Genomic DNA, 15,779 nt, shown 5'->3' on the forward strand with positions numbered 1-15,779 from the left:
TTTCTGTTTGTGTGTGTTTACAAATTTATTCTTTTACACGTAAAACGGAAATCTGGCCTTGAAAAAGGCTACTTCTGTCAGAGTTAAGGTTTTGATGTTAGTTGTTTCAGCGTTCTGTTCAGGCTTCTGATTGAAATACCCAGGTAAGCCGCCATATCATCTTTTGTCAGGCTGATCTGTTCTGTTTGCTGAAGCTGCAGTAATTTGGATAGACCATGTTCTATACTATATAATTGCTGATAAGAAGCCCTGCTGCTGGTATTCAGTATCCGGTCTGCCAGGATGTGGAGCAGAATTTTGTTGATCTCTAGGTTTTTGTCAATCTGAGACAGGAAGAATGGGATGGAAAGGGCATAGACACTCACTTCGGTGATGGCTTCGATAGTACACAGGCAATCCATGTTTTTGAGTGCTTCTATTTCACCGGCAATTTCTCCCTTTCCCAAAAATTCAAATAGATAGTCTTTATCATTTTCTTCGGTGAGGTAACATTTGGTGACACCTTCTTTAATGATCAGTATTTTGCTGATCTGCTGGTGCTGTTTAAGCAACTGATCTCCCTTAGAAAAAGTACGCAGTATGATATCTTCTTTCCTGGATTGGTTCAGATAAAGTTCCTCAATAAAGGATAATAAGCCTGGGTTGGTTCGTAGCATAGATGTTTCGGGACAAATGTCCTTTTTCCGGACAGCAAAGGTTTTATTTTTGTGATTCTTAAAAACAAAAGTAATGATCAGCAATGAAATACATAGTATCGCATTTGATGCAGACGATACACTCTGGGTGAATGAACCTTATTTCCAGGAAACTGAAAGGCTTTTTTGTGAGTTATTACAGGATTACCTGCCTCCTGATATGATCTCAAAAGAGTTATTCAAAACTGAAATGGAGAACCTGAATCTCTATGGGTATGGTATCAAAGGTTTTATGCTTTGTATGATAGAAACATTGAGCCGTGTCAGCGGTGGTAGGGCGAGTCTGACACTGGTGGATAAAGTGATGGAACTGGGTAAAGCACTTTTGCAAAAACCAGTAGAACTGCTGGATGGGGTAAAAGAAGTTTTAGATAGTCTGAAAGGCAATTTCAGATTGATCGTAGCGACCAAAGGGGATTTGCTTGATCAGGAAAGAAAACTTAAAAAATCAGGATTACTGGATTGTTTTCATCATATCGAAATTATGAGTGATAAGGGAGCAAGTGACTATCGTAAATTATTAAAACACCTGGATTGTAAACCGGAACATTTTTTAATGATTGGTAATTCTGTTAAATCTGATATTATTCCTGTACTGGAAATAGGGGGCTTCGCAGCTCATGTTCCTTATCACACCACCTGGGCACATGAAGAGGTGAAGTCTGGTGTGGGCCATCCCCGTTTTATACAATTAACAACAATTAGTGAAATTAAGCAGCTACTATAGATGAAAAGAGAACTAGATATAAATACATGGAAGAGAAAGGAGCATTTTCATTTTTTTAAACAGTTTGAAGAACCATTTTTTGGTGTAACTGTAAAGATTGACTGCTCAGAAGCTTATCGTATAGCTAAGCAGGCTGGGCAATCATTTTTTCTGTATTATTTATATCAGTCATTGAAGGCGGCAAATAGGATAGAGGCCTTCAAATATAGGATACAAGATGAAAAGATAATTATATATGACCAGGTTGATGCTTCTTCAACAGTAAACCGGCCGGACGGGACTTTTGGGTTCTCTTATTTTCAATTTGATGGAGACGCTAAGGTATTCCACGATCAGGCCAGGGAAAATATGGAGCTGATTAGCAAAGGTACCAGTTTGTTTCCTCCTGTGCTGGGAGATTGTGTAATTCATTATTCTGCGCTTCCATGGATTGATTTTACCTCTTTATCTCACGCGAGATCTTTCTCATTTAAGGATAGTTCACCGAAAATATCTTTTGGTAAGATGACTGAAGAAGGGGGACGTAAACTGATGAGTGTTTCTGTCCATGTTCATCATGCTTTAATGGATGGTTATGAAGTGGGACAATTTGTTGAACATTTTCAGGATTTAATGAAAAGCGCTCGGGTATAGATTAGCCTGATTGAATGTTGCACTGGTTTAAATTCAGCTAGTTTTAATTCATAGACTGTTCGGTTTGGTTCGAAGGATCTTCGAAAGAAGTTAGACTTGAATTCTCTTGTTAAATTAATATATCCTGCTCAATAAATTCGTTCCTGCTACAGGTAATGTTGAAACAGGCTTCTGATGAATTCTTTCGCGATTTCTTTTATGCTATAAATATAGCAGCCTGATACCGGCTTCTGCGGGATGAATAGTGGCTTTTTTACACTTTTCATCAATTTTATGTTAAATAAATTAATAATTGTATTGTTTTATGTTTTTAAAAAATAGGTATTATTAGTAATTGTAATATTATTAATATAATAGTGAATATAAGATCGTTTGTAGTCAAGTAATTACTATTATTGACATTTATTGGTGAATAGTCAAAAGGTATTGATTTTAATTGTTTGTTTTTTTTAACTTTTTGGATATATAATAGTAATGAATTGTTAATAATTAGCTTTATTTAAATGTGTATTTTTACGTAAAATATGGTATTTGGGTTTTAAATGCTGTTTTATTAGTTAATAGTTAATAATCTGTGGGTATTGATATTTAAGGTTAAAATTTTAATACTTCCTTAAAATTTTAATAGAGGGGTACGTGTAAAAAATGTAGAATGTAATAATATTTTTTGAAATCAATTTTCTCTTATAATTAACTTGTAAGGTTTATGCTAAAGGGACTTGGAAAACTGCTCGGATTTATTGGCAATAAACTGCTTATAAGTTCGAATAATAACAATGTCAAGCTGTTTGTAAAGCCGGTATACCAATATCTTTTCCAGAGTTCAAAGAACCTGGTTTCATCCATTATCATTCCAGGTTTAATTAGTGTTTTTATCACACTAAGTCATATGATGGCTGTGCCATTCATTTCTTCTTTTCCTAAGCAAAAATGTACTGAGATCAATTTAGCCGGTGCAAATCTATATAATCCAAAGACCTGTTTTATCCCTTTTTTTTCTGATTGGATTCATACCAGTTCAGAGGTAATCAACCTTAAGGAATGGGGGCCTGGTTAGCTGTAAAGTTAATCAATTCTATCTATTGTATAATAAACATCAACCTATAAAATAAAAACAATATGTTATATCTAAATGCAGATACGATTAATGAAATCGGTGTGAATTGGAAACAACTCATAACTGTAGTCAGAGAAGCTGTTCAGGAGCTTCATGCCAGTAATTATTCACAGCCAATTAAACCTTATTTAAGATTTGGTGATCCTAAAAACCGGATTATCGCTATGCCCGCCTATATAGGAGGAAGTAAACCATGGGCTGGTATAAAATGGATTGCCAGTTTCCCTGATAATATTTATAAAGGAAAACTCAGGGCCAACTCAGTTACAATTTTGAATGAGCATGATTCGGGAATACCTTGCTGTGTAATCAATACGGCAACTATCAGTGCGATAAGAACGGCAGCGGTTTCAGGGCTGATAGTCCAGGAATTTATGCTGGGTAGAGGTGATCATGAAAAATTAATCATAGGCATTAATGGTTTTGGACCTATTGGTCAGATGCACCTGAAAATGATTACTTCGGTTTTGGGTGCTGCCATTGATAAGGTATTCATCTACGATATCAATCCGATTGACACAAATGTCATTGGTGATGAGATCAGAGAGAAGGTATTGGTTGCTGCCAACTGGGCGGAATGTTATACAGAAGCTGATGTTTTTATTACCTGTACAGTATCTGCCGCATCTTATATCAATCTCCCTCCGAAAAAAGGGTCTTTACAACTGAATGTATCCCTGAGAGATTATAAGGTTGAGATGAAAGATTTCATGGATGTTATTGTTGTTGATGATTGGGAAGAGGTCTGCAGACAGAATACGGATATTGAGAATATGCATCTGGAGAAAGACCTTCTGGAGAGCGACACGATTTCTATTGCAGAGGTTGTAAACAAAGGAAACCTGAACAGGAATTCGGCTTCGGATGTGGTCATGTTCAACCCCATGGGGATGGCTATTTTTGATATTGCCGTAGCCGGATATTATTATCAGGAAGCCCTTCGCGAAAAGGTTGGATTTGCTTTGCCTGATTAACCGTATTTAACATTTCTTATTGATTATGACTCTAAAATAAATAATTATGTCATTCCAAATTTTGCCTCTGCACCCTGCGCAGAAAGATGTATATATTGATCAGATGATTAACACCGAAGCCCCATATTATAATGTCGGCGGGTATATATTACTAAAAGGTTTACTGGATAAAGAAAAATTCATAGCAGCTGTGAATTCTGCACCCCTGGTATTTGATGCCCTGAAAATGAGATTTGATCTCCAGGATCCTCAGCCGGTTGCTTATCTGGATGAGACTTATGATCATTTTGAATTACCAGAGCTGGTTTTTGAAGACGGACCAGATAAAAAAGAAAGGGTAGGACAGTGGATCAGAGAACAGTTAGCTGCTCCTTTTAAAATTGAAAAGACCAGCATTCCTGTCGAACAATACCTGATTCAGGTTCAGGAAGATGAATACTGGTACTATTTCAAATTTCATCATTTAATTGCTGATGGATATGGTTTATCAGGCCTGAACCAATTCATAGCCAGGAAATATAAATCGTTAATAACGGCTGATTATGAAGTGGAGTTTAAATACCCTTCTTATGTAGAGGAAGCTATCAGGGCATCTGCTTATCATAACTCTGCTGAATATGCTGCAGAAGGAGAATACTGGAAAAAGAAGGTTGGGAAACAAACGGAGAATCTGTTTCAAAGACGAATACTTTCAGATAATAACCTGCAAACGAAATCTGACACACTGATTCTGGAACTTACAGAAAAGGATAGGGAAAGGCTGGAAACATTACAACTGAATACAAAGGCTAACCCGCAGCAACTGACAATGGCTGCGCTGATGATTTACTTTGCCCGTACCTCCAGTCAAACTGATTTTGTTTTTGGGATACCACTACACCGGAGAAGAACAAAGGCCTTACGCACTATTCCAGGTATGTTTACAGGTTTGATTCCATTTGTCGGACACTGTTCTCCGGGAACCAAATTAACAGACCTGATTAAATCAATCCTGTCCTCTCAACGGGAAGATTATCGTTATCAGAATTATCTGATCGGTGATTTGAAAAGATTTTTCAGGATGGAAACGCAGTTGGCAGCGGATGCCTTAACCGAGATTGTCGTAAACTATGCACCAATTGATTTTCAACTCGATTTTGGTGAAGGACTAAAATCTCAATCTATTAATATTCCGACCGGCCATGTACCATTTCCAATAGAGATGTTCTGGTATGATTACGGAAAACAGCAGCCATTGCAGCTTCGCGTAGATTTTCAGTTGCAATATTTTGAAAAAAAAGAAATAGAACTGCTGACGCAGCGCATTCTCTATATTTTAGAGCAGTTCGATACCAAACTGGATAATGATATAGAAGCGATCCATATATTGCCACCTGCGGAACAGATCCTGTTAGAAGAATTTAGCCATCAGGGCGCCTGTACACCTGAGTCAGCTCAGACTTTACCGGGTTTGTTTGCCGTTCAGGCGGCCCTTACGCCAGATGCTATTGCAATTAGGTTTGAAAAACAGCTGATTTCCTATAAACAGCTAGATGAACAGTCAAATCAGCTTTCGCACTATCTGCGCGGTCAGGGTGTAACTACAGATTCGATGGTGCTTTTATGCATGAACCGTTCGATAGACATGCTGGTTGCTATACTGGGTGTAATGAAGGCCGGAGGGGCGTATGTACCGGTTGACCCGGCGTATCCCGCAGAGCGAATTAATTATATTCTGAACGATACTTCATCAGGAATTGTGATTTGTAATGATGAAAGCAGGGCCTCTGTAATTGCTGATGTGGATATGATTAATATCAATGATGAAACGCTGTTATTATCCCGACTGCCTGCTGATTATCCTGCTGCTGTTCCCGGAACTCATGATTTATGTTATGTGATTTATACTTCAGGTTCGACAGGTAAACCTAAGGGGGTAATGGTAGAACACCGCGGGATGCTTAACCACCTGTTTGCCAAAGTAGCCGATCTGCAGATGAATGAACAAACCCGTCTTGCTTTTACGGCATCCTCTACTTTTGATATTTCTGTATGGCAGATGTTTGCTGCATTATTATGCGGAGGCTCTACTGTTGTATATACTGATCGGTTGATTTATACGCCGGCAGAATTGATAAGCGCAGTAGCCGAAGATCAGGTTACGATATTGGAATTGGTTCCTTCTTACCTTACTGCGGTATTGCAGGAGGAAATGCATACGCCGCTGGAAAACCTGCGGTATCTGCTGGTAACCGGGGAGGCTGTCAGTCAGTACCTGCTGAACCAATGGTTCACTCATCCATATTATGGAACCATTCCGGTGGTGAATGCCTATGGTCCGACTGAGGCTTCGGATGATATTACACATCATTTCATGTATGAGACTCCTGTTACTGCGAATGTACCACTAGGGAAACCTTTACAGAATCTTCGTATTTATGTATTAAATGAAAGTAATGAAATATGTCATGTAGGGCTGCCCGGTGAGATTTGTGTGGCAGGCATAGGTGTGGCAAGGGGGTATGTAGGGCTGCCTGAACTAACGGCGCAGAAATTTACTCAGGATATTTTTAGCATGGATCCATCAGAACGGATGTACCGTACAGGTGATCTGGGCCGTTGGTTAGCCGATGGAAATATAGAATATCTGGGGCGTATTGATGACCAGGTGAAAATCAGAGGATACCGCATTGAACTAGGTGAGATAGAGAGTGTTTTGCAGCAAAGTGAGCTGGTCAGAGAAGCTGTGGTACTGGCCAGAGCTGATGACAAGGGACATAAACGACTGATAGGGTACATCGTTCCTGTCGGAAAACTGGACAAAGAAAATATAGTGGCCTATATGAGGGAACGGTTACCGGAATATATGGTGCCGGGAATGCTTGTAGAAATGGTAGCTTTCCCACTGACTCCGAATGGGAAAATTGATAAAAAAGGATTACCCGATCTTGATACTGATGTTGTCTTCACAGATGATTATGTACCTGCGGGCAATGATGTAGAAGAGTTTCTTGCCGTGATGTGGCAGGAACTGCTGGGCATAGAACGTATTGGCATACATGATAATTTCTTTAAGCTTGGCGGTGATTCAATTATTATTATTCAGCTGGCAAGCCGTGCTAAACGTGCGGGGTATGCATTGCAGGCAAAAGATGTATTTCAACATCAGACTATTGCGCAGTTGGCTGCATGGATGTCGGGGAAAAAGAAAAAAAATGCGGGAATTGCAGCGGGAGAAGAACATGTGAAAGGGGAAGCAGGTCTTTTGCCTATCCAGCAATGGTATTTTGAACAGGAGCCCCAAGAAACCCGGGCACTTCATCACTACAATCAAAGTTTATTACTGAAAGCAGATAAAACGATCAATGCTGAATTGTTATCAGCTGTATTATCACATCTACTGGAACAGCATGATGCTTTACGGTTTTCTTATCAAAGGGTAGGGCGCAAATGGTCACAAACTTATGGTAATCAGAACAGTTCTCTCTATACAGAAGATCTATCTGAGGCAGGGTCTGAATTATCTTCTTTAATTACCACTTGTTGTGAGCAGTATCAGGCAAGTCTTGATCTTGAAAAGGGAGATATCCTGAGGATGGTACTGATCAAAACTCCGGAGAGTGATACCCACAACCGTTTGCTGATAGTAGTTCATCATTTGGCAATAGATGGCGTATCCTGGCGTATTCTGCTGGAAGATATAGAGGAATTAATAGCTGTCGCACAATCGGGTAAAGAAATGGAATTAGCTGGTAAAAGCAGTTCTTACCAGCGTTGGTATAATCATCTGACCGCATATGCACAGAGCAACCAATTGTTGTCTCAAAGGCAGTATTGGGAAAATATCGCCTTAGCTAAATGTCATCCATTGGTTGAGAACTTAGTAGAAAATAGTGTTTTGATAAGTGATAGTAAAACATATACCGCTGGTTTAAATGCAACATTTACGCATCTTTTATTAAAAGAATCACACCAGGCATACCATACTGAAATTAACGATATCCTGCTGGCAGCACTGGTCCGTACGTTGACAGAATGGAACGGTAAAAAAGAGGTAATTATTGGATTGGAAGGGCATGGAAGGGAAGAAATAGGAACTGGTATTGATATCAGCCGTACGGTAGGCTGGTTTACCAGTCTTTATCCTGTACTGGTCGATGCGGGCATAAATGCTACAGATGAACAGCTGATCAAAAATGTAAAGGAACAACTACATGGAATTCCTGATAAAGGACTGGGGTATGGTATCCTGAAATATATAAATAAAGAAACTGTTTTACAGGGAGATGACCCGTGGGAAATTGTTTTCAATTATCTGGGACAACTGGATAATTTAACGAAAAACAGTCCTCATTTTCAATTTGCTGAAGAATATACCGGTCATTCAGTAAGCCCTGCACATATCATGCGAGATAAACTCGCCATAGACGGAATGATACGTGATGGGGTGCTGCAATTTCAATGGAGTTATAGTGGTCTGCACTATCAGGAATCTACTATTGAACAGCTATCAGCTAGTTACTTGACGCATCTTAAGACATTGATCCAGTTTAGTTCGGATCAGGGGAAAATCAGAGAGGTGTTCACACCTTCAGATTATGGTCTGCCAGCTCTGGTAAATTATGAAGCACTGGACGAATTTTTAATGCAACCTGGATGGCCAGGAAACGTTTTAAAACGTGCGGATACAGTGGATGCAATTTATCAGCTGAGTGCTTTGCAGGAAGGTATGCTTTTTCATAGTTTATATAATGCCGGAGGTACTGATTATATAGAACAATTTAGCTGTGATCTGCAATTGACAGATCCGGAGGCTTTGCAGCAGAGCTGGAATCTTTTGCTGAAGCAGCATACGGTATTACGCAGTAGTATTAATTATAAAGAACTGGCTATACCTGTACAGTGTGTGCATCATGAGGTCGAACTGCCATTTGAAATTCTGGACTATAGTCACCTGAATGCTGATGACCAGCAACTGGCTATTAATGCGTATGTGAAAATAGACCGGGAGCGGCCATTTGATTTTGAGGTACCGCCATTAATGCGGATTACCTTACTCCAAACCGGCAATGAGTCTTACCATATGTTATGGACTTATCATCATATCTTGTTGGACGGATGGTCATTACCCGTTATTATAGAATCGATATTAAGATATTATAATCAACTAGTCAGCAAAGAAGAAGTAATATTGGGAGCTGAGGACAAATACGAAGATTATATTCGCTTTATAGCACACCGTGATAAATGGACGGAAGAAGTATACTGGAAAGAATATCTGAGTGGGCTGGAAACCAATACTTCATTACCTTTTGTTAAGCCTTCCGGGAACCATACCAAAGTACCGGAAGAATTTAAGGAGGAGCGCCTGATCCTGAATGAAGAAACCAGTCAAACAATAACTGCCTACGCCAAAAGAAACGGATTAACATTAAATACACTGATGCAAGGGGTATGGGCCTTTATACTACATCATTATACAGGCCATAATAGTATTGCTTATGGGGTAGCGGTTTCCGGACGCCCGGTAGATCTGGCAGATATAGAAAAACGGGTGGGACTCTATATTAATACTCTGCCTTTACACACCAGGTTTGAGAAGGAAACAGCAATCATTTCGTGGTTACAGGATATTCAGCGTGATCAAATACGATCAAGGGAGTACGAGCATATACCATTGAGTCAAATACAGGAGTTAACAGGAATCAAAGGTGATTTATTTGACAGTTTGCTTGTTTTTGAAAATTATCCGGTAAGTGAAGTCCTGAAATCCGAGGACTGGAAACTTAAAGTAGATCACATCGATGTAAAGGAACAGACAAATTATCCGCTGGTTGTTGTCATTACCGCTTCGAAGGAGACTGAACTCAGGTTCACTTATAATGCGGGAGCTTTGGATACTATCTATGTACAACAGTTGGCAAGGCATTTTGAACAGGTACTAGCAGAGATACTGGCTCATGAGCAAGGAAAATTAGGTCATATCACTTTATTGACGGCACAGGAGCGGGAAAGACTTTTACAGTATGCAGGTACAGAAAAGTATTATCCGGCGGATAAAACAATAACAGATCTTTTTGAAGAACAGGTATGGAAAACACCAGACGCTGTCGCTGTTGTAGAAGAAGATAAATTTTTGACTTATGCCGAGTTGAATCATCGTGCTAACCGGCTGGCCCGCTATTTAAAATACAGAGGTGTTAAAACGGAAACACTGGTTCCAATTTGTACAAATAGAAGTTTGGACATGATAGTTGGGATTCTGGGTATATTGAAGGCCGGAGGAGCTTATGTCCCTGTTGACCCTGCATATCCGCAGGAACGGATTCGTTTCATGTTGGAAGATACCGGCAGTAGATTATTACTGACTACCTTATCTTATCGGGAACAGCTGGCCGGACAATCGGACGAAAGTATGATTATCTGTCTGGATGAAAGTATTGAATTTGATGAAGAACAGTTAGATACGGAAGAAGTTCTGTTGCCGGAACAATTAGCCTATGTCATGTATACCTCGGGATCTACGGGGCAGCCTAAAGGGGTATTAGTCACGCATCGTAATGTTGTGAGCCTGATACATGCCGCTAATTATATTGTACTGGACAAAGAAGATGTACTGCTGTCTGTTGGTTCAATTGCTTTTGATGCAACGACTTTTGAATATTGGGGTGCTTTATTGAATGGTGGCCGGTTAGTGCTGGGGGCTGAGAACAGTTTGCTGGATCCGGTTCAGTTAAAACGGGTATTACAGGAGGAGGGAGTGACCAAGATGTTCTTCACTACAGCCTGGTTTAATCAGCTGGTAGATACGGATGTTACTGTATTTGGAAGATTGTCCGCTGTGCTCACTGGTGGAGAAAAATTATCTGAAAATCATGTCAAACGGTTTATGCAGGCTTACCCTGAAATTGTAATCAGTAACATTTACGGCCCTACTGAGAACACTACATTTTCACTAAGTTATGTCATGAATAACCAGGAAATCACTGTAAATACGCCGATTGGTATTTCATTGGACAACCGCAGTGCTTATGTACTTGATCAGGATCAGCAACTGGTTCCGATGGGAGTAACGGGAGAATTATATGTTGGAGGTGAAGGAGTAGCCAGAGGATATTTGAATCGTCCTGAACTCACCTTGGAACGGTTTATCACTAATCCTTTCCATCAGGATCCGGCAAAGAGATTATACAGGACCGGTGATCTGGTCCGGATGCATCTGGATGGTAATATAGAGTTTGTTGGTCGTTCGGATAATCAGGTGAAAATAAGGGGGTACCGTATTGAATTGGGTGAGATTGAAAATGTGTTGCGTCAGAACAGTATGGTACGTAATTGTGTGGTCGTTGCAAAAGCGGACAGGACCGGAGGAAAACGTCTGATTGGTTATGTGGTTGAAGAAGAGATGTTTGATAAAGAGAAAATGAATGCCTGGTTGAAAGTACGATTACCTGAATACATGGTCCCTTCTGTATGGCTGACACTCGAAGAAATACCACTTACAGTCAATGGCAAGACAGATTATGCTGTTCTGCCTGATCCTGATATAAATGATTTATCAATAAATGAGTACGAAGCACCTCGTGATGAAACCGAGACAAAACTGATTGCTGTCTGGCAGTCAGTGCTGAATATTCAACGGATAAATATACATGATGATTTCTTTGAGTTGGGCGGACACTCGTTACTGGCCATCAGATTACTGGCTGCGGTCCGTAATGAACTGGCAGTAGAACTTAGTGTGGATAATGTATTTACCTACACAACTGTTGCTACAATGACGGCATTTATACAGCAAATGGAAAGTACAGTTCTGTTGCCTGAAATTGTCAGACAGGAAAGACCGGAAAATATTCCTCTTTCCTTTGGACAGGAACGGCTGTGGTTTATAGATCAGCTGGAAGGAAGTGTACATTATCATATTCCTGCTGTACTTTGCCTGAAAGGAGACCTGGATGTAAATGCATTACAAACTACATTTCAGGATATAGTTAATCGTCATGAAATCCTCAGAACGGTAATCGGGCAGAAAGGCGGAGTGCCTTATCAGCAGATCCTGGAACCTGGAACCTGGAAATTATCAGTTGTAAATCCTGGAGCTGACCAGCAGGCTACAATTTTAAATTTTATTAATCAGCCTTTTGATCTTGCAAATGATCATATGCTCAGAATCGGTTTAATTGAAATTGCTGGAGATGAACATTTGATGGTGCTTTCACTGCATCATATCGCCTCTGATGGATGGTCATTATCAGTTATTGTTGGCGAATTATCTGAATTGTATAATGCCTACACAAGCGGTCTGTTGCCCAGTCTTAGAGAACTTACTCTAAAATATGCCGATTATGCTTTATGGCAAAGGAACTATGTAAGTGGGGAGGTATTGCAACTGCAACAGGAATATTGGAAAACTCAGCTATCAGGAACAGAATTGCTGAACCTGCCAACTGATTATAGCAGGTCGGCTATTAGCAGTAAACATGGAACAACAACCTCTTTTATGCTTGATCCTTTGCTGAAGGAAGAATTGAATGAGTTCAGCCAGCGGGAAGGGGTTACTTTGTTTATGACGTTGCTGACAACTTTTAAAATCTTATTATACCGCTATAGCGGACAGGAAGATATTTGTGTGGGTACTCCTATAGCCGGCAGAAGACAGAAGGAAACTGAAAATCTGGTTGGATTTTTCATCAATACACTGGCTGTGCGTTGTGATCTTAGTGGTGAACCAGCTTTCAATGCTTTATTAAAACAGGTAAAAGATACATTTCTTGCGGGGTATGCTCAACAGGATATTCCATTTGAAAAAGTGGTAGAATCAGTAGTAACCAGCAGAGACCTGAATCAGAACCCTCTGTTTCAAGTGTTGTTTACCTTGCAGAATATTCCGGATATACCAGCATTTGCCCTCAACAAGCTTGACGTATCAGTACAGACTGTACCGATCACTGCGGTGCAGTTTGATTTGACTTTTACGGTGGTCGAAGAAAAAGAAGGACTGTTACTTAATATAGAATATTGCTCTGAACTGTTCCGCGGAGAAACGATCACGAGGATGGTGGGGCATTATGAGCAGTTACTTCGGTCGGTTATCGCTCAGCCAACTCAGAAAATCAGTGCATTAGCTATGATTCCCCCAGTAGAAACCTCTTTGCTGGAGACATTATTCAGTGGTCCGGTAGTTGATTATCCAAAAGAAAAAACAGTAATGATGCTGTTTGAAGAATGGGCAATCCAGACGCCGGATGCTGTTGCTTTGCAATATGAAGAGGAGAAAATCACCTACCAGGAGCTGAATGAAAGAGCCAATCAGCTGGCGCATTACCTGCGTGGCAAAGATATCCATTCAGATTGCCTGGTTGGAATTTGTATAGGACGTTCAACTGATATGATTGCTGGTATATTGGGAATCTGGAAGGCAGGAGGGGCCTATGTCCCGATTGATCCCGGGTATCCTGAAGAACGGATTGGTTATCTGTTGGCTGACAGTGGCGTGAATGTGATTGTAAGTAATAAACGCAGCCGGCAAAGTTTACCTGTTGAAAAGCAGGCTTTAATTATTTCTCTGGATGAAGATGATTTGCTGAGTCAGCAACCGGTTACTTCTCCTGAACATTTAACGGCTGTAGATAATCTCTCTTATGTAATCTATACTTCTGGTTCGACAGGTAAACCCAAAGGGGTACTGGTAGAGCATCGTGGGATGCTCAATCATTTGTATGCTAAAGTGAATGAACTGCAGATGGATAATCATACGATACTCGCCTATACAGCTTCTTATACTTTTGATATTTCTGTATGGCAGATGTTTTGTGCTTTGCTGTGCGGGGGGCGTACTGTTATTTATTCTGATTACCTGATCCTGCAGCCAGCAGCGTTAATGGAGCAGGTGGAAGCAGACAGGGTAAGTATTCTGGAACTGGTACCTTCTTATCTGGCAGCAGTTTTACAGGAAAATACAACTGCGACTTTAAAATGTCTGCGCTATTTACTGGTTACGGGTGAGGCAGTCAGTCAGGCCTTGCTGGCACAATGGTTCAGCCACCCAGACTATAGGAATATTCCGGTTGTGAACGCCTACGGACCTACAGAAGCTTCGGATGATATTACCCATCATTTTATGTACAGTACTCCGGCAGGAAGTAATGTGCCATTGGGGAAAACCATACAAAACTTACATATCTATATTTTGGATACTTACGGACATATATGCCCGGTTGGTGTACCTGGAGAGATTTGTGTAGCTGGTGTTGGGGTATCCCGTGGTTATCTGAACAGAGAGGAGCTGACCAGGGAGAAGTTTGTACAAGACCCTTTCCATTCCGGTCAGCGTATGTACAAAACCGGCGATTTGGGAAAATGGCTACCGGATGGCAATATAGAATATCAGGGGCGTATTGATGATCAGGTTAAAATCCGTGGTTATCGTATAGAGCTGGGCGAAATTGAACACGTGCTAAATCAGCATCCGCTGGTCTTACAAAGTGTGGTGATTGCAAAATCTGATACCAATGGAATGAAGCGGTTGATTGCTTATTTCGTGCCGTCTAAAGAAGAAGCTAAGGAAGAACTCTTTACTTACCTGAAATCCAGCTTGCCAGAATACATGGTACCTGTACTGGTTGAACTGGATGAATTACCACTCACTGCCAACGGGAAAATAGATAAGAAATCATTACCGGACCCAACGGGGGAAATGTTGCTGACTAATGTCTATGTAGGGCCCCAGAATCCAACTGAGGAAGTTTTAGCTGAAATCTGTCAGCAGTTATTAGGTATAGAACGGATAGGGGTAGATGATAACCTGTTTGAAATAGGTATGCACTCCTTATTGGTAATGCGTTTGATAGCTGCTACACTGGAGGAATTCAAAATTGACATACCTGTCAGAACTTTCTTCGAGTTAGCGACAATTAGGTTGCTGGCTGAATACATAATAACAAGACAAGCAAACAGTGCGAAGAAACGTACAAGAATAGTATTATAACATTTTAAATAGCTTATATGATTAACCAGAATTTAGCTGATGTCAAAAGCCTGTTAGAAAAAGCAAATGACTTAGGTATTGAGATATTTCTTGAAGACGATGATCTGATAGTGGAGACTTTAGAAGAGACGGAGATTGATGAAGACTTTTGGGATGAACTGAAAAAAAATAAACCTCATTTAATAACATACTTTAAAGAAAATACGAATTTATCAGCTGTAGATAAGATTCAGGCTGTTAGCACCGGTATGAACCGTATTCCATTGTCATTCAGTCAGGAGCGGTTGTGGTTTATCGACCAGTTGGAAGGGAGTGTACCTTATCATATTACTGAGGTACTGGAACTCCATGGCGAGCTCAGCGAGGAAGCTTTGGTATATGCTTTACAAACGATTATCAACCGTCATGAAGTACTGCGGACAGTGATCCGGCAGGAAGATGGTCTGGCTTATCAGGTGGTTTTACCGGCAGATAGCTGGCAGTTATCTGCCATTGAAGCCGGTGAGGATATACAACAGGCTGTGGCAGCTTTCAGGCAGCAAACCTTTGATCTTGCCGCTGATCATATGCTAAGAGCCGGATTGTTAGGTACAGCTACTGGCGGGCAATTGCTGGTGATTACGATTCATCATATTGCCTCGGATGGCTGGTCATCGTCTATCATTGT

At 40.5% G+C, this 15,779-nt stretch carries 7 protein-coding genes; 6 read left to right on the forward strand and 1 reads right to left on the reverse strand.

Annotated features, from left to right (window positions below; translation table 11 throughout):
• Positions 1–83 precede the first annotated feature (83 nt).
• A complete protein-coding gene (locus tag HDF25_RS02965; RefSeq protein WP_184622573.1) occupies positions 84–656 on the reverse strand; it encodes a Crp/Fnr family transcriptional regulator in 573 nt (190 codons plus the stop codon).
• Positions 657–729: 73 nt separating this feature from the next.
• Here HDF25_RS02965 and HDF25_RS02970 point away from each other — a divergent pair, with 73 nt between their 5' ends.
• The 6 genes from HDF25_RS02970 to HDF25_RS02995 all read left to right on the forward strand — a co-directional run.
• Complete coding sequence (locus tag HDF25_RS02970) at positions 730–1,422, forward strand: HAD family hydrolase (RefSeq protein WP_221450839.1); 693 nt, start codon at positions 730–732, stop codon at positions 1,420–1,422.
• Entirely contained in the window at positions 1,423–2,055 is a 633-nt protein-coding gene (locus HDF25_RS02975; protein ID WP_184622575.1) for a chloramphenicol acetyltransferase, read from the forward strand.
• A gap of 706 nt (positions 2,056–2,761) precedes the next feature.
• Positions 2,762–3,112 (forward strand): hypothetical protein, encoded by a 351-nt coding sequence (locus tag HDF25_RS02980; RefSeq protein ID WP_184622577.1) that lies wholly within the window; start codon positions 2,762–2,764, stop codon positions 3,110–3,112.
• 62 nt (positions 3,113–3,174) lie between these two features.
• Complete coding sequence (locus tag HDF25_RS02985) at positions 3,175–4,146, forward strand: 2,3-diaminopropionate biosynthesis protein SbnB (protein WP_184622579.1); 972 nt, start codon at positions 3,175–3,177, stop codon at positions 4,144–4,146.
• Positions 4,147–4,192: 46 nt separating this feature from the next.
• Positions 4,193–15,112 carry a non-ribosomal peptide synthetase gene (locus tag HDF25_RS02990; protein ID WP_184622581.1) on the forward strand — a complete coding sequence of 3,640 codons (10,920 nt, stop codon included), beginning with the start codon at positions 4,193–4,195 and terminating at the stop codon, positions 15,110–15,112.
• A gap of 17 nt (positions 15,113–15,129) precedes the next feature.
• Positions 15,130–15,779 (forward strand): condensation domain-containing protein (locus tag HDF25_RS02995; protein WP_221450840.1); only part of this gene is annotated, 650 nt, incomplete at its 3' end.

This window comes from Pedobacter cryoconitis (assembly GCF_014207135.1).
In the GTDB taxonomy this organism is placed as follows: domain Bacteria; phylum Bacteroidota; class Bacteroidia; order Sphingobacteriales; family Sphingobacteriaceae; genus Pedobacter; species Pedobacter cryoconitis_D.